General features: G+C 70.9%; 25 protein-coding genes. 10 read left to right on the forward strand and 15 right to left on the reverse strand.

Annotated features, from left to right (window positions below; genetic code table 11):
• Positions 1-27: 27 nt before the first annotated feature.
• Complete coding sequence (gene urtA / locus ACFVXA_RS01550) at positions 28-1,248, reverse strand: urea ABC transporter substrate-binding protein (RefSeq protein ID WP_389516983.1); 1,221 nt, start codon at positions 1,246-1,248, stop codon at positions 28-30.
• A 304-nt stretch (positions 1,249-1,552) separates the two neighbouring features.
• Positions 1,553-2,665 carry a substrate-binding domain-containing protein gene (locus ACFVXA_RS01555; protein ID WP_390023416.1) on the reverse strand — a complete coding sequence of 371 codons (1,113 nt, stop codon included), beginning with the start codon at positions 2,663-2,665 and terminating at the stop codon, positions 1,553-1,555.
• Between the two features lie 78 nt (positions 2,666-2,743).
• On the opposite strand from ACFVXA_RS01555, the gene ACFVXA_RS01560 reads away from it, so the two are divergent.
• Complete coding sequence (locus ACFVXA_RS01560) at positions 2,744-3,190, forward strand: MarR family transcriptional regulator (RefSeq protein WP_362019489.1); 447 nt, start codon at positions 2,744-2,746, stop codon at positions 3,188-3,190.
• A gap of 158 nt (positions 3,191-3,348) precedes the next feature.
• Complete coding sequence (locus ACFVXA_RS01565) at positions 3,349-4,671, forward strand: aldehyde dehydrogenase family protein (RefSeq protein WP_389516821.1); 1,323 nt, start codon at positions 3,349-3,351, stop codon at positions 4,669-4,671.
• Here ACFVXA_RS01565 and ACFVXA_RS01570 read toward each other — a convergent pair.
• Positions 4,631-5,389 (reverse strand): helix-turn-helix domain-containing protein, encoded by a 759-nt coding sequence (locus ACFVXA_RS01570; RefSeq protein ID WP_390023418.1) that lies wholly within the window; start codon positions 5,387-5,389, stop codon positions 4,631-4,633. The two genes, ACFVXA_RS01565 and ACFVXA_RS01570, sit on opposite strands and share 41 nt — an antisense overlap.
• Between ACFVXA_RS01570 and ACFVXA_RS01575 the strand changes: the two genes are divergently transcribed.
• Positions 5,390-5,644, forward strand: a complete 255-nt coding sequence (locus ACFVXA_RS01575; protein WP_389756388.1) for a non-oxidative hydroxyarylic acid decarboxylases subunit D — start codon at positions 5,390-5,392, stop codon at positions 5,642-5,644.
• A 21-nt stretch (positions 5,645-5,665) separates the two neighbouring features.
• Here the strand turns inward: ACFVXA_RS01575 and ACFVXA_RS01580 are convergent, their stop codons facing one another.
• The gene (locus ACFVXA_RS01580; protein WP_384016898.1) at positions 5,666-6,502 is read right to left on the reverse strand and encodes a hypothetical protein; all 837 of its coding nucleotides are present in this window, start codon (positions 6,500-6,502) and stop codon (positions 5,666-5,668) included.
• Positions 6,503-6,727: 225 nt separating this feature from the next.
• On the opposite strand from ACFVXA_RS01580, the gene ACFVXA_RS01585 reads away from it, so the two are divergent.
• From ACFVXA_RS01585 to ACFVXA_RS01595, 3 genes are all read left to right on the forward strand, one after another.
• Positions 6,728-7,177 (forward strand): winged helix-turn-helix transcriptional regulator, encoded by a 450-nt coding sequence (locus tag ACFVXA_RS01585; protein ID WP_383744659.1) that lies wholly within the window; start codon positions 6,728-6,730, stop codon positions 7,175-7,177.
• A 118-nt stretch (positions 7,178-7,295) separates the two neighbouring features.
• A complete protein-coding gene (locus tag ACFVXA_RS01590; RefSeq protein ID WP_362019507.1) occupies positions 7,296-7,832 on the forward strand; it encodes an SRPBCC family protein in 537 nt (178 codons plus the stop codon).
• Entirely contained in the window at positions 7,832-8,887 is a 1,056-nt protein-coding gene (locus tag ACFVXA_RS01595) for an LLM class flavin-dependent oxidoreductase (protein ID WP_383744662.1), read from the forward strand. Before ACFVXA_RS01590 ends, ACFVXA_RS01595 begins: the two co-directional genes overlap by 1 nt.
• A 27-nt stretch (positions 8,888-8,914) precedes the next feature.
• Here ACFVXA_RS01595 and ACFVXA_RS01600 read toward each other — a convergent pair whose 3' ends face one another.
• From ACFVXA_RS01600 to ACFVXA_RS01625, 6 genes are all read right to left on the reverse strand, one after another.
• Complete coding sequence (locus tag ACFVXA_RS01600) at positions 8,915-9,679, reverse strand: YqjF family protein (RefSeq protein WP_384016901.1); 765 nt, start codon at positions 9,677-9,679, stop codon at positions 8,915-8,917.
• A gap of 87 nt (positions 9,680-9,766) precedes the next feature.
• Positions 9,767-10,318, reverse strand: a complete 552-nt coding sequence (locus ACFVXA_RS01605; RefSeq protein ID WP_362019513.1) for a type 1 glutamine amidotransferase domain-containing protein — start codon at positions 10,316-10,318, stop codon at positions 9,767-9,769.
• Between the two features lie 100 nt (positions 10,319-10,418).
• Positions 10,419-11,324, reverse strand: a complete 906-nt coding sequence (gene nrfD / locus ACFVXA_RS01610) for an NrfD/PsrC family molybdoenzyme membrane anchor subunit (protein WP_389467594.1) — start codon at positions 11,322-11,324, stop codon at positions 10,419-10,421.
• A 74-nt stretch (positions 11,325-11,398) separates the two neighbouring features.
• Positions 11,399-12,379, reverse strand: coding sequence for a 4Fe-4S dicluster domain-containing protein (locus tag ACFVXA_RS01615; RefSeq protein ID WP_390023421.1), 981 nt, complete (start codon positions 12,377-12,379; stop codon positions 11,399-11,401).
• A complete protein-coding gene (gene fdh, locus ACFVXA_RS01620; RefSeq protein WP_383744672.1) occupies positions 12,376-15,621 on the reverse strand; it encodes a formate dehydrogenase in 3,246 nt (1,081 codons plus the stop codon). Before fdh ends, ACFVXA_RS01615 begins: the two co-directional genes overlap by 4 nt.
• A gap of 151 nt (positions 15,622-15,772) precedes the next feature.
• Entirely contained in the window at positions 15,773-16,054 is a 282-nt protein-coding gene (locus tag ACFVXA_RS01625; RefSeq protein ID WP_383744771.1) for a hypothetical protein, read from the reverse strand.
• 449 nt (positions 16,055-16,503) lie between these two features.
• Between ACFVXA_RS01625 and ACFVXA_RS01630 the strand changes: the two genes are divergently transcribed.
• Positions 16,504-16,908: a hypothetical protein gene (locus ACFVXA_RS01630; protein ID WP_362019527.1), complete on the forward strand. Its 405-nt coding sequence runs from the start codon at positions 16,504-16,506 to the stop codon at positions 16,906-16,908.
• Between the two features lie 131 nt (positions 16,909-17,039).
• Here ACFVXA_RS01630 and ACFVXA_RS01635 read toward each other — a convergent pair whose 3' ends face one another.
• Positions 17,040-17,243, reverse strand: a complete 204-nt coding sequence (locus ACFVXA_RS01635) for a hypothetical protein (RefSeq protein ID WP_383903327.1) — start codon at positions 17,241-17,243, stop codon at positions 17,040-17,042.
• 307 nt (positions 17,244-17,550) lie between these two features.
• Here ACFVXA_RS01635 and ACFVXA_RS01640 point away from each other — a divergent pair, with 307 nt between their 5' ends.
• Both ACFVXA_RS01640 and ACFVXA_RS01645 read left to right on the forward strand, forming a co-directional pair.
• The gene (locus tag ACFVXA_RS01640; RefSeq protein WP_362019533.1) at positions 17,551-18,933 is read left to right on the forward strand and encodes an RICIN domain-containing protein; all 1,383 of its coding nucleotides are present in this window, start codon (positions 17,551-17,553) and stop codon (positions 18,931-18,933) included.
• A 21-nt stretch (positions 18,934-18,954) separates the two neighbouring features.
• The gene (locus ACFVXA_RS01645) at positions 18,955-19,860 is read left to right on the forward strand and encodes an oxidoreductase (RefSeq protein WP_390023423.1); all 906 of its coding nucleotides are present in this window, start codon (positions 18,955-18,957) and stop codon (positions 19,858-19,860) included.
• Between the two features lie 52 nt (positions 19,861-19,912).
• Here ACFVXA_RS01645 and sph read toward each other — a convergent pair whose 3' ends face one another.
• From sph to ACFVXA_RS01665, 4 genes are all read right to left on the reverse strand, one after another.
• Complete coding sequence (gene sph / locus ACFVXA_RS01650) at positions 19,913-20,899, reverse strand: sphingomyelin phosphodiesterase (RefSeq protein WP_383744681.1); 987 nt, start codon at positions 20,897-20,899, stop codon at positions 19,913-19,915.
• A 170-nt stretch (positions 20,900-21,069) separates the two neighbouring features.
• Positions 21,070-21,780, reverse strand: a complete 711-nt coding sequence (locus ACFVXA_RS01655) for a dienelactone hydrolase family protein (RefSeq protein WP_390023425.1) — start codon at positions 21,778-21,780, stop codon at positions 21,070-21,072.
• A 74-nt stretch (positions 21,781-21,854) separates the two neighbouring features.
• Positions 21,855-22,931: a sodium-dependent transporter gene (locus ACFVXA_RS01660; protein WP_389467577.1), complete on the reverse strand. Its 1,077-nt coding sequence runs from the start codon at positions 22,929-22,931 to the stop codon at positions 21,855-21,857.
• Positions 22,870-23,628 (reverse strand): phosphatase PAP2 family protein, encoded by a 759-nt coding sequence (locus ACFVXA_RS01665; RefSeq protein WP_362019547.1) that lies wholly within the window; start codon positions 23,626-23,628, stop codon positions 22,870-22,872. Before ACFVXA_RS01665 ends, ACFVXA_RS01660 begins: the two co-directional genes overlap by 62 nt.
• 309 nt (positions 23,629-23,937) lie before the next feature.
• Here ACFVXA_RS01665 and ACFVXA_RS01670 point away from each other — a divergent pair, with 309 nt between their 5' ends.
• Complete coding sequence (locus ACFVXA_RS01670; protein WP_362019551.1) at positions 23,938-24,339, forward strand: VOC family protein; 402 nt, start codon at positions 23,938-23,940, stop codon at positions 24,337-24,339.
• Positions 24,340-24,346 lie beyond the last annotated feature (7 nt).

A 24,346-nucleotide genomic window follows, 5' to 3' on the forward strand; every position in this document is an offset into this window, starting at 1 on the left:
TGGCTCGGGCCCCCGCGCGACGGGTGATCAGGAGAGGCCGGAGGCCCAGTCGTAGCCCTTCAGGTACGGGTCCGGCTTGATCGGTTCGCCGGAGTCCCAGACCTGCTTGATCAGACCGTCGGAGCCGATCTTGCCGATGCGGGCGGTCTTGTAGATGTGCTGGCTCGCGCCGTCGACGGTGACCTTGCCCTCGGGGGCGTCGAAGGTGATGCCGTCGGAGGCCGCCTTCACCTTCTCGGGGTCGAAGGACTTCGCCTTCTCGACCATCGCCTTCCACAGGTAGACCGAGGTGTACGCGGCCTCCATCGGGTCACTGGTCGGCTTGCCCTGGCCGTACTTGGCCTTGTACGCCTTCACGAACTTGGTGTTCGCCTCGCCGGAGGTGGTCTGGTAGTAGTTCCAGGCCGTCAACTGGCCCGCCAGGTACTGCGATCCGATCGACTTGACCTCCTCCTCGGCGATCGACACCGAGACGACCGGCATGCTCTTGGCGGTCAGGCCCGCGGACTTGTACTCCTTGAAGAAGGCCACGTTCGAGTCGCCGTTGAGGGTGTTGAAGACCGCGTCCGCCTTCGAGGCCTTGACCTTGTTCGCGATCGTGCTGAACTCCGTGGAGCCCAGCGGCGCGTAGTCCTCGCCGAGGACCGTCATGCCGTTGGCCTTGGCGTACGCCTTGATCTCCTTGTTGGCGGTGCGGGGGAAGACGTAGTCGCTGCCGACCAGGTAGATCTTCTTCTTGCCCTGGCTCTTGAGGTAGTCGAGGGCGGGGACGATCTGCTGGTTGGTGGTGGCGCCCGTGTAGAAGATGTACGGCGACTCCTCCAGCCCCTCGTACTGCACGGGGTAGAAGAGCAGCGACTTGTTCTTCTCGAAGACCGGCTTGACGGCCTTGCGGCTCGCGGAGGTCCAGCAGCCGAAGGTGGCCGCGACCCGGTCCTCCTTGATGAGCTTGCTCGCCTTCTCGGCGAAGGTCGGCCAGTCGGAGGCGCCGTCCTCGCTGATCGGCTTGATCTTCTTGCCGAGCACTCCGCCCGAGGCGTTGATCTCGTCGATCGCCAGCTTCAGCGAGTCGCGTACGGTCACCTCACTGATCGCCATCGTGCCGGACAGCGAGTTGAGCAGTCCGACCTTGACGGTGTCGCCGCTCACGTCCGCCTGCGCGGCCTTGTCGGACGTACCGCCCGCGTCGGTCTTGGCGCCGCACGCGGAGAGCGCGACGACCGCCGCGAGCGCGGCGGCACCGGCCATCGCACGGCGTCGCAGATTACCGGAACCGCTGGAACCGCTGGACAAAATGAACCCCCTCGGGCCGTGGAGGAGACAAGCTCCTGAAGTGCGGTCCACAGCCTCAAGTCACCCTGTTTCCAAGGTGTTTCGCGATACTTTCCCGGCGGTATCTTCCCGCTCTCATGAAGCCTTCACGGGGGATTCGCGAGGCATTCGCGAGGCAACAAAAAATGCCCTGGGCGGAATTCGTCACCTGAATTCACCATCGGCCCAAGGCATTCTCATTACTTCCTGTGGGAAGTATCTTGGCGAGGGTGCGGTCATGTCAAGGGCGGGATCCGTGAAGATCGAGTTCGGCCACGACGTCGAAGTCCACGCCGTCCGCCCGCGCCAGGTAGATCCGTTGACGGACGTGGCTGTCGCGCAGGTGGAGCAGACCGCGCGGGCCCTCGTACGACACGGTCTCGGCCGCCGCCTCGATCGCCGACACGTCGAGGGTCCTCGCGCGGCCGATGAGCGCGGCCAGCAACAGCACACCCTCGTAACAGGATTCGCCGAGGCTGCCCAGTGCCGGCGCCTCGACGCCGTACCGTCCGGCGTACCGGCCGTGGAAGTCGAGGGTGTCCTGGTTCGCGAGCGAGGCGAAGAACCCGGCGGTGCTGTAGAGGTCCACGGTGGCCGTCGGTCCGCTGGCCATCAGCATGTTCTCGTCCATCAGTGTGCTCAGCCTGAGACAGCACGCGTCGAGCCCGGCCGCGGCGAACGCCCGGTTGAAGCGCACCGCGTCGCTGCCGACGAGCAGCATGATCACGCCGTCCGTGGCCGAACGCTCGATCCGGCGCAGCACCGCGTCGAAGTCGTGTGTGCCCAGCGGCAGATAGACCTCCCCCCGGACACTGCCGCCCGAGTCGCGCGCGTAGGCGTGCGCGGCCCGGGCCGTTCGGCGAGGCCACACATAGTCGTTGCCCACGACGAACCATCGGCGCACCCCGCGTTCGTGTGCCAACAGGGCCATCGCGGGCCGCAGTTGGTCGCGCGGCGTCTCGCTGGTGAGGAACACGCCCGCGGTGTGCTCGCCGCCCTCGTACAGGGCCGTGTAGACGTAGGGCACCCGATCCGCGATCCTCGGCGCCAGTGCCTGCCGCACCGAGGAGATGTGCCAGCCCGTGACGCCCTGCACGACCCCCAGATCCACCAACGCCTGGACGTGCTCGGCCACTTCGCGCGGAGCGGCGCCACCGTCGACGGGCAGCAGCCGCAGCTCCTTGCCGAGGACGCCACCCGCGCGGTTGACCTCCTCGACGGCCAGCTGGGCGCACAGCTCGCAGGTGGGTCCGAAGATCCCGGCCGACCCCTGCATGGGAAAGACGAGCGCCACACGGAGCACGGAGTCGTCTGCCGTGAACCAGTCGGGCGGAGGCGAATCGGGCCGGAACATGACGTCATGATTTCGGGTCCGCCGGGTGAACTCCACTCCGTCTCATAGCATGTACATCCCCCTGGACCGAGGAGCAGGATGCCCAGCCCATCTCCGCGTCAGCCCCAGGATCTGATGCACCTCCTGACGCGCGCCGAACGGCTGGCCGCGCGCCGGCTGCGGACCGTGCTCGACGAGGACGGCTGCTCGCTCGACGCCTGGCGGGTGCTCGCCCTGCTCTCCGACGGTCAGGGGCATCACATGACGGCGGTCGCCGAGGCCGCCTTCCTGCCGCCCGCCACGCTGACGAAACTCGTCGATCACCTCGTCGACCAGAACCTCGTGCACCGCCGCGTCGACCCGCTCGACCGGCGCCGCATCCTCGCGCATCTCACCCCGCGCGGTCAGACGTACTGGCGGCGCCTCGACCGCGAGGTCCGCGCGCGGTGGCCGGTGCTGAGCGACGGCGACGACGAGCTGTTGCGGGCCCTGCTGGGGCGCCTGGCGGACACGCTCGACGCGACGGGCGCCGAGTTCACCCTCTGAGTCGGCGCCGGCGCGCAAAGTAGTTCCCGCTCGCCCGGAATTTGTTTGGGCAGGTGAAAGGTTGTCATATACATCCAGCTAGGGTTGGCGTATACACCGACCACTGAGCATGTGCGCGCGGCCGGCCTGCCCGTCCGCGCCCCGACCAGCGAGGCACCGTGAACCACTCCGCACCCGAACAGCCCGCCGACGTCGTCTCCCGACTGCGCGCCACCTTCCGCTCGGGCCGCACCAAGCCCGTCGAATGGCGTACGCACCAGCTGCGCCGCCTGCGCGAGATGCTCACCGAGCACGGCGAGGACCTCGCCGCCGCCCTCCACGCGGACCTCGGCAAGAGCTCGACCGAGGCCTTCCGCACCGAGATCGACTTCACCGTGCGCGAGATCGACCACACCCTGGAACACCTCGACGGCTGGCTGCGCCCCGAGTCGGCCCCGGTCCCGGCGCACCTCGGCGACGACGCGTCGGCCTGGACGCAGTACGACCCGCTGGGCGTCGTCCTGGTCATCGCCCCCTGGAACTATCCGCTCCAGCTCCTGCTCACGCCCCTGCTCGGCGCGCTCGCCGCGGGCAACGCGGTGGTGGCCAAGCCCAGCGAGCTGGCCCCGGCCACCTCCGACGTCGTCGCCCGGCTGCTGCCGCGGTACCTCGACACCGAGGCGGTCGCCGTCGTCGAGGGCGGCATCCCGGAGACCACCGCCCTGCTGGCCGAACGCTTCGACCACATCTTCTACACCGGCAACGGCACGGTCGGACGCATCGTGATGCGGGCCGCCGCCGAGCACCTCACCCCCGTCGCCCTCGAACTGGGCGGCAAGTCCCCGGCGTTCGTCGACCGCGACGCCGACCTGGCCGTGGTCGCGGACCGGCTCGCCCGTGGCAAGTTCCTCAACGCCGGCCAGACCTGCGTCGCGCCCGACTACGTCCTCACCGACCCCGAGACCGCCCGCGCCCTGGAGCCGGAACTCGCCCAGGCCGTCGAGGCGCTCTTCGGAACTGAGCCGCGGCGGTCCGCCGAGTTCGGGCGGATCGTCAACGAGCGCCACTTCGACCGGCTGAGCTCCCTGCTCGACTCCGGCCGGACCGTCACCGGCGGCGACAGCGACCGTGCCACCAAGTACATCGCGCCGACCGTGCTCGCCGACGTCGACCCGAAGGCGCCTGTCATGCGGGAGGAGATCTTCGGCCCGATCCTCCCGATCGTCACGGTCGCGGACCTCGACGAGGCCATCGGCTTCATCAACGACCGCGACAAGCCCCTCGCGCTGTACGTCTTCACCGAGTCGGACACCACCCGCGAGCGGATCGCCGCCGAGACGTCGTCCGGGGGCCTCGGCTTCGGACTGCCGCTCGCCCATCTGACCGTCTCCGACCTGCCGTTCGGCGGCGTCGGGGAGAGCGGCATGGGCAGCTACCACGGCCGCTACTCCATCGAGACGTTCAGCCACCGCAAGGCGGTGCTGGAGAAGCCGCTCGGCTGAGCCGCGGTCCCGCCGCCGGTCGACCCTGCCCGCGTGCCAGCGCGCGGAACTCCAGCGGGGTACGCCCGTCGCGGGTGCGGAAGAACTTCGCGAAGTCGCTCGGCTCGCGGAAGCCGAGCGTGCGGGAGACCTCCGCCGCCGTGGCGTCGGTGTGGACGAGAAGGCGCTTGGCCTCCAGCAGGACGCGCGCGTCGAGGTACTGCTTGGCCGTCGAGCCGGTGGCGGCCAGGGTCGCCCGGGTGAGGGTACGCGCGCTGTAGCCGAGCGCGGCGGCGTAGTCGGCGACGCGGTGACTGGTGCGGAAGTCGCGTTCCAGTGCGGCACTGTAGCGGCGGAACGTGTCGTCGGCCGGGGCGGACGACACCGGGTCCGGGCGGGCGTGGGCCAGCCGCAGCAACAGGACGGAGAGCAGCAGCCGCAGGGCCTGGATGTGGGCGTCGAGGGGGAGAGAGCCCAGGTCCGCGTACTCGTGGGCGAGATGGCGAAGGGCCAGGCCGGCGGCGCGGGCGTGCGGGCCCGGCGGCAGCAGCGGTGACTGGTCGAACGGGGGGTCGGCGAGGACGAAGCCGGGTTGCCAGATGACGATGGTGCCGCGCGCCCTGGCGAGGTCGTCGAGGACGTACCGATGGATCTGCCCGGGGCGTACCCACAGCCAGCCGCCCGGTGCCACGGCGCAGTCCGTGAAGTCCACGCTGTGCCGCAGGGTGCCGTCGGCCACGTGGATCAGGTGGTGGAAGTCCGGCCGCTGCGGGGCCGCCAGGTCGATGCCTCGGCGACGGCCGCGAGCGAGCAGTTCGGTGAAGTCCAGGACGTCCATACCGATGGGTGCGCCGAGCGACGGCCGGGGTGGCGGACCACCGAGCCCGACCGCCGTACCCGGCGCGAGGCCTACCCCGTCGAGTTCCGGATGACCCGGGCCGACATCGACGACGCCCCCGAGGTCCCCGTCGTACCGCCGCTGACCACCGGCTGAACCCGCTCCGGCGCACCCCCGTCAGGGAGTGCGTGCCTTCAACAGCCCGAGCAGCGAGTCCTTCAGGCCGGTGACGAAAGCGTCGCGGGTCGCGTCGTCGAGAAGGTCCAGTGAGAGGTACGGGTTGAGGTCCTCCAGCTCGACCAGGAGCAGCTGCCCGTCCGGGGCACGGCAGGCGTCGACGCGCTGGATGCCGTGGCCGATGTCGTTCCAGTCGACGAAGAGCTGGGCGAACTCCAGGTCGGCGGCGGTGGGTCGGTAGCGCTCCAGTACCCAGCGCCGGTCGGTGTGGGGCGCGTACAGGGCGTACTGGAAGGTGTGGTCGATGAAGTAGAACGACACCTCGTACGCGAAGGGGATGCGCGGCTGGACGAGGACCCCTTCGTAGGGCAGGTCCCGGAGCCGCTCGCCGGGCACGAATTCCAGGCCGATGGAGTCCGCGCCGGCCTTGGGTTTGACGACGTACTCGGCGGCCTCGGGCAGGCGGCCCAGGTCCTGGGGGCGGTCGATGGTCGGGATGACCGGACGGCCGGCGGCGCTCAGATCCAGGAGGTACTGCTTACCGGCCATGTCGGCCTTGCCGGTCAACTCGTTGTAGACGAGCGTGCCGCGCCGGACCGCCTCGGCCCGGAAGGCGTCGTACGCCTCCTGGTAGTGGAGCACGGGGCCGCTGTTGCGGACGACGACCAGGTCGAAGGCGTCCATCAGCGCGGAAGCTTCGAGCGGATGGCACAGCGCGAGGTCGAAGTCGGCGCGCAGGCGGGAGGTGAGGAAGATGTCCTCGTCGCAGTACCGCCGCCCCTTGGCGTCGTAGGCGAGGTCGGTGACGTACAGGACGCGGGGCTGGGACGGCGGCATGATTCTCCTGGTGAGCGGGGTGCGCCTCGTACGGTACCGACCCCTGCGACGCGATCCGCTGTGCGTCCGTCCGCGGAAACTCTCCCCGGTCACCGGCGACCGCCTCGGGCGGCGGGCCCTCCCGGAGGAACCGCTAGCATCTGCTGAGTCTTATGACGCAACTCGTATGCTGGCGATATGAGGCGTACATCATTTGCTCACTGGCCTTGCTCCATCGCGCGCACGATGGATCTGCTGGGGGACTGGTGGACTCCGCTGGTGCTGCGGGAGGCCTTCTACGGGATCAAGCGGTTCGACGTGTTCCAGCAGGAGCTCGGCATCGCACGGAACACCCTCACCGACCGGCTGCGGCGCCTGGTGGACGAGGGGCTGATGGAGAAGCAGGCCTACCAGCAGGAGCCGGTGCGCTACGACTACGTCCTCACGGCGAAGGGGCGGGACTTCTTCGGCGTGCTCGCGGCCATGAACGCCTGGGGCGACCGCTGGCTGGCCGGCGAGGCCGGGCCGCCGGTCGTCTTCCATCACGAACCGTGCGGCCACGACAGCCATGCCGAGGTCGTGTGCGCCGACTGCAAGCAGCCGATGACGGCCGACGACACGCATCCCCGCCTCGGCCCCGGCTATCCGCCGCGGCTGGCCGAGCGCCCGGATGTACGGGAGCGCTTCAGCCGCTAGCCGACACGACCGCCCCGCCGGGGCGGTACCCCTTGACGAGTGAGTCTATCTACGCAACTCTCGTGGTCAGGACGTATGCGAGTTCCTGGAGTGGGCGAGCGCAGAGAGGTGGACCACGATGGAGTGGACGGGCGCGCGGTATGCGGACGGGCCGACGGCCGAGGTGCGGACCCGGGTCATGGCGTCACCCGAGCGGGTGTGGGAGCTGGTCTCCGACATCGAGCTGATGCCCACGATGAGCGCCGAGCTGCGGTCGGTCGAGTGGCTGGACGGGGCGGGTCGGCCCGCGCTCGGCGCACGGTTCGTCGGCCGGAGCGGACACGACGCGCTGGGGGAGTGGGAGACCACGTCGTACGTCGTGGAGTACGAGCCGCCGCGCGTGTTCGCCTGGGCGGTGGCCGATCCCGAACGCCCCAGCGCCCTCTGGCGGTTCCGTCTCGAGGCGGCCGACGACGGCGGAACCGTACTGACCCAGTGGATGCGGATGGGACCCGGCCGTTCTGGGCTGTCCTTCGCCATCGACCGAATGCCGGAGAAGGAGCAGAAGATCGTCTTCGTACGGATGCGGGAGTTCGAGCGGAACATGACGGCCACGCTCGACGCCATCAAGAAACTGGCCGAGGGCGCCGGGCGCGCGGAAGAGGCGGGCGTGTGATGCGGACGTCGACGACGATCGAGGCCTCCGGCGGCGACTGGCGTGAGACGGTCGACTTCGTGACCGAGGCGGAGAAGCTCGGCATGGACATCTGCTGGGTCGCCGAGGCGTGGGGCTCCGAAGCCCCGTCCCCGCTGGGTTACTTGGCCGCGCGCACCGAGCGGATGCTGCTCGGCTCCGGGATCATCCAGCTCGCGACCCGTACCCCGGTCGCCATCGCGCGGGCCGCGATCACCCTCTCGAACATCTCCGAAGGACGCTTCCTGCTCGGTCTCGGCCCGTCCGGCCCGCAGGTGATCGAGGGGCTGCACGGTGTCCCGTTCGCGCGGCCGCTGTCGCGGATGCGGGAGACGGTGGAGATCGTGCGGGAGGCCGCCTCGGGGGAGAAAATCGCTTACGGGGGGCGGGAGTTCACCCTCCCGCTGCCCGGCGGCGGGGCCAAGCCGATGCGGCTGTCGATGCGCGCCGAGCACGAGCTGCCGGTCTATCTGGCCACCCTCTCACCGAAGATGCTGCACCTGACCGGCGAGGTGGCCGACGGATGGCTCGGCACCAGCTTCGTACCGGAAGGCGCGAAGGAGGCGTACTTCGACCACCTGGACGCCGGGCTCGCCGCATCCGGCCGCAAACGGGCCGACCTCGACATCTGCCAGGGCGCCGAAGTCGCCTTCGCGGACGACGAGGACGCGCTGCGCGCGATGGTCGCCGGCCGCAAGAAGGAACTCGCCTTCAGTCTCGGCGGCATGGGCTCCGCCACCACCAACTTCTACAACAACGCCTACAGCAGACAGGGCTGGGCGGAGACCGCCGAGGCCGTGCGCGAGCGCTGGCAGTCCGGCGACCGGGACGGAGCCGCGCGGCTGGTCACCGACGACATGGTGCTCGCCACCACCCTCATCGGCACCGAGGACATGGTCCGCGCCCGCCTGCGGGTGTGGCGCGACGCCGGAGTCGACACCGTGCGTTTCTACCCGGCGGGCGACACCCTCGACGCGCGGCTCACCACGCTCGGCCGGGCACTCGACCTCGTGCGGGACGTGGAACGCGAAGGGTGAGGCACTCGTCGCGGCCCCGGAAACCGTTCAGGGGGTCGCGATGCCGGCCGGCCGGGCCGGACGTCCGAGCCGGACCGGGACGCCGGGGGAGTACAGCACGCTCACCGGCGCGCCCAGGTCCGCCGGTATCCCGGCGGCCGCGAGGAGGTTCTCCTCGCACGTGACCAGCTCCGCGCGGTGCAGCGGCCAGCGCGGGTGCTCGTTCGGGAGGTACCCGGTGTCGCCGAAGAAGGTGTTGTGCATGCCCCACCGGGCGGTCAGGAAGTGCTCCAACTCGGTGGCCTCCACGACCGGTTCGCCCCGGCGCACCACGATCCTGCTGTACGCGCCGCGCGGCCCGGGCCACCGTCGTGAGCTGATGTAGGTGATGACGTCGTCGTCGGTACGCACTGCCATACGGGACCACAGGTACGGCAGCCGGAAGCCGGTCCGACCCATCAGGACCGGCACCAGCCTCGCCGCGTCCATCGACCGGAAGACCACACCGCGCCGGCCGTGCGCGTCCACCGAGTACAGGCGTACGTTCGTCTCCGGGAACGTGCCCAGATACGGCACTCCCGGTGACCCCAGCCAGCCGACCCGGTGCATCCGGAAGGCGACCAGGCCGACATAGGTGACGCCGCCGAGCGCATCCGGGACGGTTCCGTCCGGCAACAGCCCGGCGACGTCGTCCGGAGCGACCGCCCAGTGCAGGAAGGCGAGATCGAGCCACTGCTGGGTGAGCAGCGGCCGCTCCAGGGGTGCGGGCGCCTCCGGGGTGACGGGCTCCGGTGTCCGCGCGGTGGTCGACACCGGTCCAGCATCTCAGACGGACGCGCACATGTACGTCCTCCGTCGTCCGTGCTCCGGTCCCGCCCGCCGGCGCGGCGGGCGGGACCGTCACGTCGTCGTGGGCGCTGCTTTCGCGAACTCGGCCAGGAAGGCCTCGCAGAACGCCTTGAGATCGTCCGGCTTGCGGCTGGTGATCAGCGTGTTGGGCCCGCTCCGGCAGATCCGCACCTGCTCGTCGACCCAGCTGCCGCCCGCGTTGCGGATGTCCGTGCGCAGGCTCGGCCACGAGGTGAGGGTCCGGCCCGTGACGACGTCCGCTTCGACCAGGGTCCAGGGCGCGTGGCAGATAGCGGCCACCGGACGACCCTGTTCGAAGAAGTCCCGTACGAAGGACACGGCGCGTTCGTCCAGGCGCAGCTCGTCCGGGTTGGCCACGCCGCCCGGCAGGACGAGCCCGTCGAACGACTCGGCCGACACGTCGCCGACGACCTGGTCTACCGGGAAGGTGTCGGCCTTGTCGAGATGGTCGAAGGCCTGGATCTCGCCCGGCTCGGTCGACACGAGGACGGGCTCGCCGCCCGCGTCGGTCACCGCCTTCCAGGGATCGGTGAGTTCGATCTGCTCGACGCCCTCCGGCGCTATCAGGAATGCGACACGCATGGTTGCTCCCTTTCTTTTCGTGGTGCGCCGGACGACCTCGCCCGGCGGGACCGCCGACGCCGCGCGGCAGCGGTTCCCTCTCCTTCGCCTCGGGGCCCGCTCAGTCCTCCGTGTTCGTGGGTGGAGCGCCGGCTCGCTGGGGTAGCACCGTGTACTTCGGATCCTCGGCCGAGGCGACCCCGGCCGCGAAGACGCCGAAGCGGGTGCAGGCCGAGCCCGCGAGGAGGGCCAGCCCGCCGACCACGGCCGCCGGGCGGCTGCGCCGGCCCAGCAGCAGGCCACTCGCGGCGCCCGCCACCGTGAGGAGCCGGGCGGCGCGCAGCAGGGTGCCGGCCCGGCCCTGGCGGTACGTCTCGCCGACCATGCCGAGGCGCTTCTCGGCCGCGCCGGTCGCCGCCACGTCGGCCGCGGCGGCCAGCGTCGCGGCGCAGCGGGCCGGGGCGGACTCGCCCGCGGGCCCGAGCACCAGGGCCATGCCGGCGGCGGCCGCCGTCGCGGAGGCGGCGAAGAGGTAAGGGAGTTCGCGGTGCGCGCCGTGCCAGGCGGGAACGGCCGTGTCCGCCGCCAGGACGGCCGTGTACGAGGCGATCGCCGGGCCGAGCAGCGCGGCCGTCGCGGTCGCGGCCGCCCCGGCCCTGGGCAGCCGCCCGGTGACGGCGGTGAACGCGGCCGCTGCGGCGGCGGGACCGTACCCGGCGAGCAGCCAGGAGCCCACGCTCATCGGCGAGGTCGGCTTGAGCACCCGGAGCATGTTCGGGAACCGGCTCGGCACGCCGAGGTCGTGGACGAGGGCGGCGGCGGACAGCGAGACCGCCGCGAGGGAGGACACCTTCATCGCGGTGGCGGTCCTCCCGCGACCGGTGAGCTGGGCGCCCGCCGCGAGCACCGAGCCCGCGCCGGCCAGGCCGCCGAGGAAGAAGTATCCGGCGATGTCCCGGGCGCCCCACGACGGCGCCTTGATGATCGGGCGACCGTAGTACGACTCGAACTCGGCTCGTGGCACCATGAGTTGCTCTCCGCGACGCCCGCCGCGCCCACGGCCTTCGCGACGCTCGGGGCGCCCGTTCCGCTCGGACTCGCTCATCGTCGTGTCGCCTTCCGTCGCAGGAGTGCGGGCAGCGCGAAGGACAGGGCGAAACCCCCGGCCAGGGAGAGGGCGGCCGCCCCGGCGTGCTTCCACATTGCCGGGAGGTCGCGGGTGGTGACCACCGGGTTCGGCGGAAGCCCGTAGACCTCGGGTTCGTCGAGGAGCAGGAAGAACGCGCCGTCGCCGCCGACCCCGTCGTCGGGTTCGTGGCCGTAGAGCCGGGCCCCGTCCACGCCGGCGGCGTGCAGTTGGTCGACGCGCAGCGCGGCGCGTTCGCGCAGTTCGTCCAGCGGGCCGAACTGGATGGACTCCGTCGGGCAGGCCTTGGCGCAGGCGGGTTCCTGTCCGGCGCCGAGACGGTCGTAGCACATCGTGCACTTGAACGCCCGGCCGTCGGACGGGCGTTGCTCGATGACGCCGTACGGGCAGGCGGGTACGCAGTAGCCGCAGCCGTTGCAGATGTCCTCCTGGACGACGACCGTGCCGAACTCGGTCCGGAAGAGCGAACCGGTGGGGCAGACATCCAGGCAGGCCGCGTGGGTGCAGTGCTTGCAGACGTCGGACGACATGAGCCAGCGCAGCTCGCCCGTCCCGTCCGCCGCGCCGGGGCCTTCGGACCCGGCCTCCGGCGGAGCCGGTCGGGAGAGTCCTGGCGCCCCACTCGGTGTCTCGGACCCGCCGCCCAGCAGGGGGAGTTGGGTCCGTCCGTCCGGCGCCGGCGTCTGCTGTTCGATGAAGGCGACATGGCGCCAGGTGGAGGCGCCGAGCCCCTGCGTGTTGTCGTAACTCATGCCGGTGAGCGAGAGCCCGTCCTCGGGGATCGCGTTCCACTCCTTGCACGCCACCTCGCAGGCCTTGCAGCCGATGCAGACGGAGGTGTCGGTGAAGAAGCCGACGCGCGGCGGAGGTTCGGGGTGCCCGGCGTCGCGCGCGGGGTCGGGTTCGACTCCGCTGAGCAGATGGCGATCCGTCATTTCCTCGTCTCCGTCCCCGTCATGGCGGTGATGCCCGCGCGCCTGCGGTATTCGGCGACCAGCTTCGGCAGGTCGGGGCCGCGGGGCCGGCGCCCGGGGCGGATGTCGGCGGTCAGCGCCTTGTCCTCCTGGATGTGGGCGTTGGGATCGAGCGCGATCGCGACGAGCTCGTTGGCCGCGTCACCGGTGGCCACACCGTTGGGCCCCCAGTGGAACGGCAGCCCGATCTGGTGGACCGTCCGCCCCTGCACGGTGAGCGGTGCGATCCGACGGGTGACCATGACGCGGGCCTCGATCGCGTTGCGGGCCGTGACGATGGTGGCCCATCCCATGTGCTCAAGGCCGCGTTCGGCGGCCAGCTGTGGGGAGACCTCGCAGAAGAACTCCGGCTGGAGCTCGGAGAGGTACGGCGACCAGCGGCTCATACCGCCCGCCGTGAAGTGCTCGGTGAGCCGGTGCGTGGTGACGACGTACGGGAAGACGTCGGCGCCCTGCTCGTCGCCGCTGGGGTGGTAGCGGTTGCCCTCGCGGGGCAGCAGCTGCCGTACGGGATTGCGCGGCGTCGAGGGGTGGAGCGCGTTGCGGAAGGGCGAGTCCTGGGGCTCGTAGTGCGTGGGCAGCGGCCCGTCCTCCAGGCCCGCGGGCGCGTACAGCCAGCCCTTGCCGTCGGCCTGCATGATGAACGGGTCGTCGCCGCGCAGCGCGTCCGGCCCCGTCGCGTCGTCCGGCGGTACGTGGTCGGGCGCGCGGTCGGGGATGAAGTCGGGCACGTCGCGCCCGGTCCACTTCTCCTGGGCCCGGTCCCACCAGACGTACGCCTTGCGCTCGCTCCAGGGTGTGCCGTCCGGGGCGGCCGAGGCCCGGTTGTAGAGGATGCGGCGGTTGGCGGGCCAGGCCCAGGCCCACTCGGCGGCCACCCAGTCCTGTTCGCCGCCGGGCTTGCGGCGGGCGGCCTGGTTGACGCCGTCTGCGTACACCCCGCAGTAGATCCAGCAGCCGCACCTCGTCGAGCCGTCGTCCTTGAGTTCGGTGTACGCGGACAGCGGTGCTCCGTCGGGGCCGTGGCCGTTGATCTCGGCGAGCACGGTGGCGGCGACGGGCTCCTCCAGCGGCCCCTCCACCGGGTAGTCCCAGGTCAGGTCCTGTACGGGCCGGTCCATCGGGTCGGTCGAGGCGGCCAGCCGCTCCTTGATGCGGCGGCCCAGGTGGTACATGAACCACAGATCGCTGCGCGCGTCGCCCTCGGGCTCGACGGCCGCGTGGTGCCACTGCAGCCAGCGGTTGGTGTTGGTGAAGGAGCCGTTCTTCTCCGTGTGGGCGGCGGCCGGGAAGAAGAACACCTCTGTGCCGATGTCCTCGGTGCGCAGCTCTCCGGTCTCGATCTCCGGGCCGTCCTGCCACCAGGTCGCCGACTCGATGAGGGAGAAGTCGCGGACGACCAGCCACTCCAGGTTGGCCATGCCGAGCCGCTGGAGTCGTGTGTTGGCGGAACCCACCGCCGGGTTCTCGCCCATCAGGAAGTAGCCCTTGCACACGCCGTCCAGCTGGGCCATCACCGTGTCGTAGGTGGAGTGGGAGCCGGTCAGGCGCGGCAGGTGGTCGAAGCAGAAGTCGTTGTCGGCGGTGGCCGCGTCGCCGTAGTACGCCTTGAGGAGGCTCACGAAGTACGCCCGCATGTTGCCCCAGAAGCCCTTGTCGGTACGGCTGGCCTCGATGAAGGCGTCCAGGTCCTCGTGCGCGTGGGCGTGCGGCATGGGGAGGTAGCCGGGCAGCAGGTTGAACAGGGTCGGGATGTCGCTGGAGCCCTGGATGGAGGCATGGCCGCGCAGGGCCTGGATGCCGCCGCCGGGGCGGCCGATGTTGCCGAGCAGCAACTGGAGCACGCTCGCGGCGCGGATGTACTGCGAGCCGACCGAGTGCTGGGTCCAGCCGACCGCGTACGCGAAGGCGCTCGTCCGCTCGCGGCCGGAGTTCGCGGTCAGGTCCTCGCACACCTGGAGGAACGTCTCGCGTGGCACGCCGCAGACCTCCTCGACCAATTCCGGGGTGTAGCGGGCGTAGTGGCGCTTGAGGATCTGGTAGACGCAGCGCGGATGCCGCAGCGTCTCGTCGCGGGGCGCGTGCTGTCCGGTGCGCGCTCCGCCCGAGCCGTGCGCCTCGGGGCCGCCGGAGCCTTGGACGCGCTCCTCGTACTGCTCGTCGACGTCGCCGGTGGGCTGCTGCACCTCGACGCCCTCGTACTGCCAACTCGACGGGTCGTAGTGGTGCTTGTCCTCGTCCAGGCCGGAGAAGACGCCGTCCAGGTCCTCGGTGTCGCGGAAGTCCTCGCTCACCAGCGTCGCGGCGTTGGTGTAGGCGAGGACGTACTCACGGAAGTCCTTCTCCTCGGTCAGGACGTGGTTGATGATCGCGCCGAGGAAGGCGATGTCGCTGCCCGCCCGGATCGGCACGTGCAGGTCGGCGACGGCGCTGGTGCGGGTGAAGCGCGGGTCGACGTGGATGATCCGGGCGCCGCGCGCCTTGGCCTCCATCACCCACTGGAAGCCGACCGGGTGCGCCTCGGCGAAGTTGGAGCCCTGGATGACGATGCAGTCGGCGTGCTGGAGGTCCTGCATGAAGGTGGTGGCGCCGCCCCGCCCGAAGGAGGTGCCGAGCCCGGCCACCGTGGAGCTGTGACAGACCCGAGCCTGGTTCTCCACCTGGACCACGCCGAGACCGGTGAGGAGCTTCTTGATCAGGTAGTTCTCCTCGTTGTCGAGGGTCGCGCCGCCGAGGCTGGCGATGCCGAGCGTGCGGGCGGTGCGCAGTCCCTCCGACTCCCACTCCCAGGTCCGGCGACGCGTCTCGATCACCCGGTCGGCCACCATGTCCATGGCGGTCTCCAGGTCGAGGGGCTCCCAGTCGGCGGCGTACGGCGGCCGGTACAGAACCTGGTGGCGGCGGGCGGAACCGGTGGTGAGCTGGAGCGTGGCGGAGCCCTTGGGGCAGAGCCTGCCCCGGCTGATCGGCGAGGCCGGGTCGCCCTCGATCTGGACGACCTTGTCGTCCTTGACGTAGATCTGCTGGCCGCAGCCGACGGCGCAGTACGGGCAGACGGAACTCACCACCCGTTCGGCGCTGTCGGTACGAGGTCTGAGCTGCCGGGTGCGCTCCGACATCGCCGCCCGGCCACGGCCCAACGGGTCGGATCCGGTGAGTTGACGGCGGACGGGCCAGTCGCTCACCCACTTGCGCAGACGCATCGTGTGTCCTCTCGGCGGCCGGGCCCCCCGGCCTCGTGGCATGTCTTCGGCCGCGTGTCCTGGTCGGCGGCCGCCCCTTCCAGACTGGCCCACCGGCGGTGGCACGTCGCGCGGAGCGTCCGGCGGGCGAAGCGCGATGTCGCGTGGAGTGTCACGCGGTCGGCTCGTCGGGCACGGGGTGCTCGGGGTGCGGGCCGGCGGAGTGCGGGGCGCCCCTGCGGCCGGTGCCGGCCTCGTCCGTGTCCGGGATCTCCGGGTCGGGCCGCTCGTCCGCGCCCGGCTGCGGCGTGTCGCCGGAGACGTCCCAGGGATCCTCGTCGGGACTCGCCTGCTGATCGGGCAGGTCCCGCGGTACGGGCTTCGCTTCCCGGGCCGCGTCCTCCGCGCGGCTGTCCGTGCGCTCGTCGTCGCGGCTCTGCCCGCCGTCGTCCATACGGCCTTCCGGGTGGCGGTCACTCACGGTGCTCTCCCTTTCCTGGGGCGGACCCGGTCCGTCATGTCCTCGGTCGGGCCGGCTCCGCCACGCGAGTACCCCGCCGACCGCGGACGATGCCCGACGTCCGCCGCTCCTGACGGCCCGCGGTGATGATCCGCGCTGTCGGGCATCACCGGGAGCCGACGGGGTACCTGAGCTGCGCCCCGAGATGGAGCCACCAGGGATCCGGATCCGGGGGCGGTGCTGCGGTCGTGAGCCGCTGCCCGCCCCGGATGTTCGCGGCGGACGACATCGGCAACGCGAGCGATGTGCTGCAAAACGGACCATGCTGAAGGTGAGAGCAGCGAGGTGATGAGGGCAGTCCGGCCGCTCACCACTCCGCACCCTCGCCGAGGCCCGCGACGCGGAGTCCGTGCCGGGCCCGAGCGACGAACGTGGAGGACACCGTGAACGACACACCGTCATCAGCCGGCTCGACCGCTGCCGACGAGGCTCCCGCGGACCTGGTACAGGTCGTGCTGGGCACATGCTCCGCCGACGACGCGGAGACCGTTCTCCGCGCGCTGGGGAGTCGCTTCGAGGCCGACCCCGACCTGGTGAGCGACACCCGACGGGATGCCCGGACCCACCCCGACACCTGGGCCGACGGGTTCCTCGTCTCGCACAGCGCCGCTCCCTTGCCGGAGGCGGCCCTGTCAGGGCCTGTCACCGCGGAGCTCCAGGGTGGTCCCGTGGCCGTCGCCCGGCTGCGTGAGACCCTCGCGTCCGCCTTCGCCGTCGAGGACACGGGGTCGGTCTCCGGCGACCAGGAGGTCGACCTCCAGCTCCGGCTCACGACCGCTGCCCACTAGGGCCGCTCGTGCGAGGTCCGGGTGGGGTGATCCGCGGCTGTCGCGCGCCCCAGGGCTGTCGCGCGCCCTGCGGGGCGTGCGCACCGTGTCGAAGCGGTGGCTCTCCGTGATGTGAGGCGAGGTCGGTCCACTCACCGCGCCTCGTACTCGTGCGGCCGGCCGCCCTTCCACTCCACCCACACCGGGTCGTCGAGGACGTTCTTGCCGAGCGCCAGACCGGCGAGCCGGATGAACTCCACGACGTCGCTGTCGGTGTGCGCCAGACCGACGACCTCGCTGCGCACGACGACGGGACGACCGCCCGACGCAATCGGCCGATGGACGACTATCGGCACTCCTGCCACACCTTCAGCGTGCGACGCCGTACGCCCATGTGTCGAGCGATGACGAACGCTCGGGGCGAGGGCCACACTCCGGCCGCCCAGGAGCGGACGCGGACCGGATCCCCTTGGACCCCGGAAGCGCCAGGCATGCCCCCACCGTGTCGTGGTTGATCGGGCAGATCACGTGACGTGGGGACGTGCCCCACCGCGTGGCTCCCGTGAAGGGCTTCCCACCGCAGCACCGACAGCTCCCCGGACTGGCACGGCGTAAGCAGGTGCATGGCATGCTCATGACTCCCACAGGAAGGGGTCACGTGACATGAGACCGATACCGCGCTCCCTGCTCGCCGCCACCGCCACCGCCGTACTGGGCGCCGTCCTCACCGCACCCTCGCCCGCCCGGGCCGCGGAAGTCCCGGGCGCGGGCGCCTACTACGTCCAGAGCGCGACCACCGGGTTGAACGCCGCGGACAGCGCAGGAGCGGTCGTCCAGCACAACCCCAAGGGCAACGAGGACCATCAGCAGTGGACGCTGCGGGCGAGCGGAACCACGGCCGGCTCGTACGTCCTGGAAAGCGCCGATACGGCGGGCAGTTGTCTGGGCCGCTCCGGCGATCAGGCCAGGACCATGGCCTGTACGAGCGACGACGCGGCGTGGGAGGTGGCTCCGGCCGGAGCCGACCAGTACACGCTCAAAGCCCCCGGCGCGGAGCGTTACCTGACGGTGGCCGCCAAGGCCCCCGGCGCGAACTACCCGGCCCAGCTGGTCATCGGCTCGGCGGGAGGCCTCGCCGCCTGGTACCTCACCCCGGTCGCGCCGACGGTCAGGCCCATGCCGTCCCAGGGCGAACGCTCCCTGGACCAGGTCACCTTCCTCACCGCCCACAACGCCTACGCCAACGGCGTCGACGGCGGCTTCGCCCCGCCCTTCGTGAACCTGGTGCCGAACCAGACGCGCGGCATCAACCAGCAACTCGCCGACGGGGTACGCGGGTTCATGCTCGACATCCACCAGACCCCCGACGGCGCGATCCTCTGCCACAACAGCTGCACCCTCGTCAGCAGGCCCGTGGCACTCTGGGTCGACCTCCAGCGCATGGTCGACTTCCTCAAGCAGCACCCCGATCAGTTCGTCACCGTCTTCCTGGAGGACTACGTCGACCCGGGTGTCCTGCGCGGCGAACTCGCCCGGGTCAGCGGCCTGTCCGACGTCCTCTACCGTCCCGACCGGACCGGCGTACGCCAGAACGGCTGGCCGAAGCTGGCCGACCTGCTGGCCGCGGGCAACCGGCTGCTGATCTTCACGGACCACAGCCGTGCCTTAGACGAGAACGCCGGGCTCACCCGGGACAGTTTCGGCGTGATGTACCAGCGGGAGTGGACCGTGGAGAACTACTGGTCGATGGGCTCGGGCATCGGCACCTCCGACTGGTCGTGTTACAGCCGTTGGTACGGCGCCGACACCAACATCCCGCTCACCAGGACCGAGACCGGCTTCCGCCCCCTGTTCGTCATGAACCACTTCCGCGACGCCACGATCGCCTCCACCGCCACCACGGACAACACCAAACTCGCCGATCGCGCCCAGCGGTTCTGCCTGCCGGGCGCCCGCAAGAAGCCGAACTTCCTCGCCGTGGACCGCTACGACCTCGGTGACCCGGCGTCGGCCGTGAACAGGCTGAACGGTTACACGTATCCGTGAACCGTCTGCGAAACTGCCGCGATGACCTCGAAGAAGATCAACGCGGCAGCCGCGGGCACCTGGAAACTCGGCGATCTCACCGTCAACCGCATCGGATTCGGCGCGATGCGGTTGACGGGCAGCGCGGCCTTCCATCACGGCACACCGGGCGACCGGACCCGGTCGATCGCCGTGTTGCGACGCGCGATCGAGTCGGGCGTCAACCACATCGACACCGCGGCCTTCTACTTCTCGTCGCTGCGCTCCGCGAACGAACTGATCAACTCCGCGCTCGCCCCGTACACGGACGACCTGGTCATCGTCACCAAGGTCGGGCCCTTTCGCGACTACTCGGGGGAGTGGGGCACCTCGGCGCGGCCCGAGGACCTGCGCGGCCATGTCGAGGAGAACCTGCGCCAGCTCGGGCGCGACCACCTCGACGTGGTGTACCTGCGGCGCATGCGACAGGACTCGATCGCCGAGCACTTCGGCGCGCTGGCCGAGCTGCGCGAGGCGGGTCTGATCCGCCACCTCGGCATTTCCAGCGTCGAGCCCAGGCACCTCGCCGAGGCACAGGCCATCGCGCCGGTGGTGTCCGTGCAGAACCGGTACGGCCTGGACTCCCCGGATCCCGAGGCCGACGCCGTGCTGCGCGCCTGCGGCGAACAGGGCATCGCGTTCGTGCCGTTCTTCGCGATCGCGGGCAAGGGCGGTGCGCTGGGCCCGAGCGACGACACCGACGACGTGGTGCTCGCCGTCGCACGGGCGCACGACGCGACGCCCGCCCAGGTCCGGCTCGCGTGGACCCTCCAGCAGGGGCCCCACGTACTCGCCATCCCCGGCACGGGCAACCCGGACCACCTCGCGGAGAACGTGGCGGCGGGCGCGCTCCGTCTCACGGACGACGAGATGGCCCGCCTCGACGCGCTCCACACACGGGCGCAGTGAGGCCGAGGGCCCCCGCCGGACCAGCAGGCCGGCCCGGCGGGGCCCTCCGCGCTCAGCCCGCGAAGGCCCGGAGCGGATAGTGGTCGGAGAGGTTCGTGTAGGTGTAGTCGGTGCCCCAACTGCTCACCGTCCAGGGCGCGCACTGCTCCTTGACGACCTCGTTCTTCCAGACCGCGGGACGCGCGTGACCGGCGCGGTGGAGCACGTAGTCGAGATCCTCGCGCGGGTCGGTCGGGTAACGGTCGTGCGCGATGGAGTTGTCCTGCGTGTCGAAGGAGTAGGGGTGCCCGGCCCGGGTGTCCGCCCCCACCAGGTCCGCGTCGGCCAGCATCGACGCGTACTCGGCGCTGCGCGAGTCGACGTTGAAGTCACCGGCGACCAGGACCTGTTCGCCGGCCGGTATGTTCTTGGCGTCCAGGAACGCGTCGATCGTCTTGAACTGCCGACTGCGCATGGCGGCGGCCTCACCGGCGCCGCATCCGGGGTCAGTGGACTGCGCGTGGGTTCCCACCACATGCACCTTGGTGCCGTTCACATTCAGCACCACATAGGCGAACCCCTTGTTGGACCACCAGTCCGCGCCGCACGCGTCCTTGTAGACGTACTGCTCCTTGTGAAGGACGGGCCACTTGCTCAGCACGGTCACCCCGCCGTCCTCGGGCGTGGTCGACGAGTACGCCCCGCCCGTCGCGTCCCAGCCGCTCCTGCTCCTCCCGACGACCGGCGTCTGGTACGGGTACTCGGCCGCGGCCGAGCTCTTCAAGGCGTCCGAAGCGGAGTTGTCGAAGGCCTCCTGCAGCACGACGACGTCGTTCCCGCGGAAGAACGAGGACTTCGGGATCTCGGCGGCGCGGTGGTCCTGCCCCCAGTTCGGGTAGAGGTTCTTGCTCATGAGGAAGACGTTGTACGTCAAGACCCTCATCGACGGTGTCGTCGCGGCGTCCGCCGACGCGGGCGCGGCCCCGACGAGACCCGCGGCGGTGAGCGCGAGGACGAGGGCGGCTGCGCCCTGGGTGCGGCGCAGTGAGGAGAGCGGCACTGGATCTCCCTGTGAGTGAAGGGGGTTGAGTGGCGCCGCACATCAAACCACCGGGGATTACTCTCAGGTAACTCCCGTGCGGGGAAAGGATGTCCCCAAGAAGTACGTCCCGCGGAGGGCTGCCCTGCCGTCAGCCGCCGGCGAGAGATCGTCGGCGGCCGGCGACGGCCTCAGCCCAGCTGCTCGTGCAGGAAGGCCAGCGAGCGCTCCCAGGCCTGCGCGGCGGACTCGGGTTCGTACGCCTCGGGGCGGCCGTCGTTGAAGAAGGCGTGCTGGGCGGGGTAGAGGCGGAAGTCCGGGGTGATGCCCGACTGCCGCTGGATCGCCTCGCTCAGCTGGTCGAGGCTCTCCTTGGGAATGGTCGTGTCCAACTCGCCGTAGTTCCCGAGGATCTGCGCCTTGAGGCCGGAGAAGTCGGGCAGCTCGCCCTGGACCACGCCGTAGAACGGCACCGCGGCGCTGACGCGCGGGTCGGCCGCGGCCAGGTAGAGGACGAAGCCGCCGCCCATGCAGAAGCCGATCGCGGCAACCGTGTCCGAGGTGACCTCGGGCAGCCCCAGCAGATGGTCGACGGCGCCGGAGAGCAGTTCGACGCCGCGGGACACCGGCAGCTCCTGCATCATGCGGAAGGCCTCGCCGCTGTCGTGCGCGACATTGCCGCCGTACAGATCGGGCGCGAGGGCGACGAAGCCCTCCGCCGCCAGCCGGTCCGCGACATTCGCGATGTGGTCGGTCAGGCCCCACCACTCCTGGATGACGATCACGCCGGGGCCCTCACCGGACGGCGGCAGCGCCAGATAGCCGTGCGCGGTGCCCCCGGCGCTGGGGAAGGTCACGTTCTGATGGGCCGGTGCGCCGGTCGACTTCGGCAACTCGGTCATGGCACTCAACTCCTGTGGGGCGGCGTCGGGTGGTGGGGGCGCGGCGGGGCGGCCCCGAGTTGATCTCCACGATGTCATGCGCGGGCGCGGCGCTCCCTCCCGGTCCGCACGACACGGCCCGCGGCCACCTTTTGCAGCAGGCTGTACGCGAGCACCGGCAGCAGCACATGCGGGCGGTCGGGCAGCGTCGTCGTGATGAGCACCGCGCTGGCGCTGCTGTTGTTCATCCCGCAGGCCAGCGTGACGGAGGCGCCGGCGGGCGCGTCGAGGCGCAACACCCGGGCGGTGATCCGGCCGAGGGTGAACGACAGCCCGCAGACGGTGGCGGCGACGGCCAGCGCGGCGACGAACAGCACGGGCTCCGGATGGGTGAGGAAGGGGCCGAGGACGCCGCTGGCATTGATGTACGTCAGCAGCAGGGAACCGAGCATCGACGCGGGAACCACCGCGCCGAGCAGGCGGTCCATGAGCCGGCGCGGCAGGACGAGCCGGCACAGGATTCCGGCGCCGCAGGGCAGCAGCACACCCGTGAGCGCGAAACCGTTCCCTGCGGTCCGGGCGGCTCCGGACAGCGTCGCCGCGTACTCGCCGCTCAGCAGCGGGCACAGCGCCGTCAGGGTGACCGGGATGGTCAGCGGACTGACGATCGTGGACGCCAGCACGAGCCCCACCGTCGTCGGCTGATCGCCGTCCCCCTTGCTGGTCCATACGGTGGCCCCGGCCGCCACCGGCATGGCGACGATCAGGATCATCGCCGCGACCAGCCCGCTGCCCCCGTCGGTGTCGGGGGACTGCCGCAGCGCGAACGCGACGCCCGGGATGATCAGCAGCGGCGCGAGCAGATGCAGGACGAGCCCGGTCAGCAGCGCGGTGGGGCGGCCGAGTAACGCCCGCAGCTCGTGCAGGGGCACCTGGAGACCCGCGGTGAACAGGACGAGGGACAGCAGGAAATGCGGCGTCCGGAAAGGGAATTCGGGGAGTCCGAGGATGCCGCCCGTGCCGATCGTGTGCGTGTGGCGCAGCCACAGACCGAGGGCCGGGACCGCCGCGGCGGCGAGGTAGGACGCGCCGACGGCCCATCCGAGATGGCTACGGAGCAGAGTGAGGGGGGACGTCGCGCGGGGGGACGTCGCGCTGGGGGTGCGATGCATTGCGGCGCTCTTCCGTCGTGGGACCTGGGCGGAGACGGGGCGCCGATATCGCGGAGCAGGCACGGGGAACGAACCGTGCGAAGACGTAGAGGCACAGGCTCAGCCAGCAGATGCTGAACAGCCAGCCGCCCAGGACGTCGGAGAACCAGTGCACTCCCAAGTAGACACGGGACAGTCCGACCAGCACGGCCCAGCAGCCGATGACCAGCACGAGCGACCTTCTGCCGTACGGAGCACGGGCGAGCACCACGAGGATGAGCAGCCCGCCCGTGACGGCGGACGTGGTGGTGTGCCCGGACGGGAAGGACCAGCCGGAGGCGTGCGTGGCCCAGTCCGCAACCGGGGGGCGGGGGCGGGCGACCAGGGACATCACCCCGTACCGCACGGCCTGCGCGGCGGCGAGGACGCCGAGGCAGCCGATGGCGGCGAGGACGCGCTGCCGCGGCGTACGCCCGAGGAGGAGGCCCGCGATGGCCACCAAGGTGTACGGGACGATCCCCGTGCCGGTGTATGTCACTGCGCGGGCCACGGCGAGCGCCACGTCGGGGCGGTGGGCCACCGACCAGGAGGTGAGATCCTGGTCACCGAAGATCGGGGCGCCGCTCCTGCCGGTCAGGACCAGTGCCAGCAGCACGAACGCGACCGTGCTCCCCACCACTGTCGAACCGGTGAGGTCCGTGGCGTCCTCGCGCTTCACGACAGGGCCCGGCGAGCGTCGACCGCGCGCGAGGGCGCGGTGCGCGGGGCTGCGGACATCTGCGGGATCCCCTTCCCTGATGGGCGCGCGGGCGCACAGGAGACCGCGTCCGCGCTGACTACAATCCTGTAGACGGTCTACAGAACTGTAGACGATCGGCGCGCACAGATCGTTCCCGGATCGACCGGGCGATGCGCTTCAGGCGCTTCGACGCGACCGCTGCCTCCGATGCTGTAACGCGCCACCGGGACCGGCCACTCGACGGGATGCCGTAGGCTACGTGTTACGTATAACCCTGGAGGGGTCCCGATGAGACGCATCGCCCTGGTCACCCTCGTCGTCGACGACTACGACGAGGCGATCCGCCACTACACCGAAGCCCTCGGATTCCGGCTCGTCGAGGACACCCCGCGCCCCGACGGCTCCCGCTGGGTCGTCGTCGAGCCGGGAGAACCGGGCCCGGCGAGCGGCGGCACCGGACTGCTGCTGGCCCGGGCCAAGGACGAGGCACAGCGCGGCCGGGTCGGGGACCAGACCGGCGGGCGCGTGGGCTTCTTCCTGCACACCGACGACTTCGCCCGTGACTACGACCGTATGCGCGCCGCGGGCGTGACCTTCCTGGAGGAGCCGCGCCACGAACCGTACGGCTCGGTCGTGGTCTTCCAGGACCTGTACGGAAACCGCTGGGACCTGCTGCAACCCGCCCAGTAGCCAGACC

Origin of the sequence: Streptomyces sp. NPDC058246 (assembly GCF_042881985.1) — a bacterium.
Classification (GTDB): domain Bacteria; phylum Actinomycetota; class Actinomycetes; order Streptomycetales; family Streptomycetaceae; genus Streptomyces.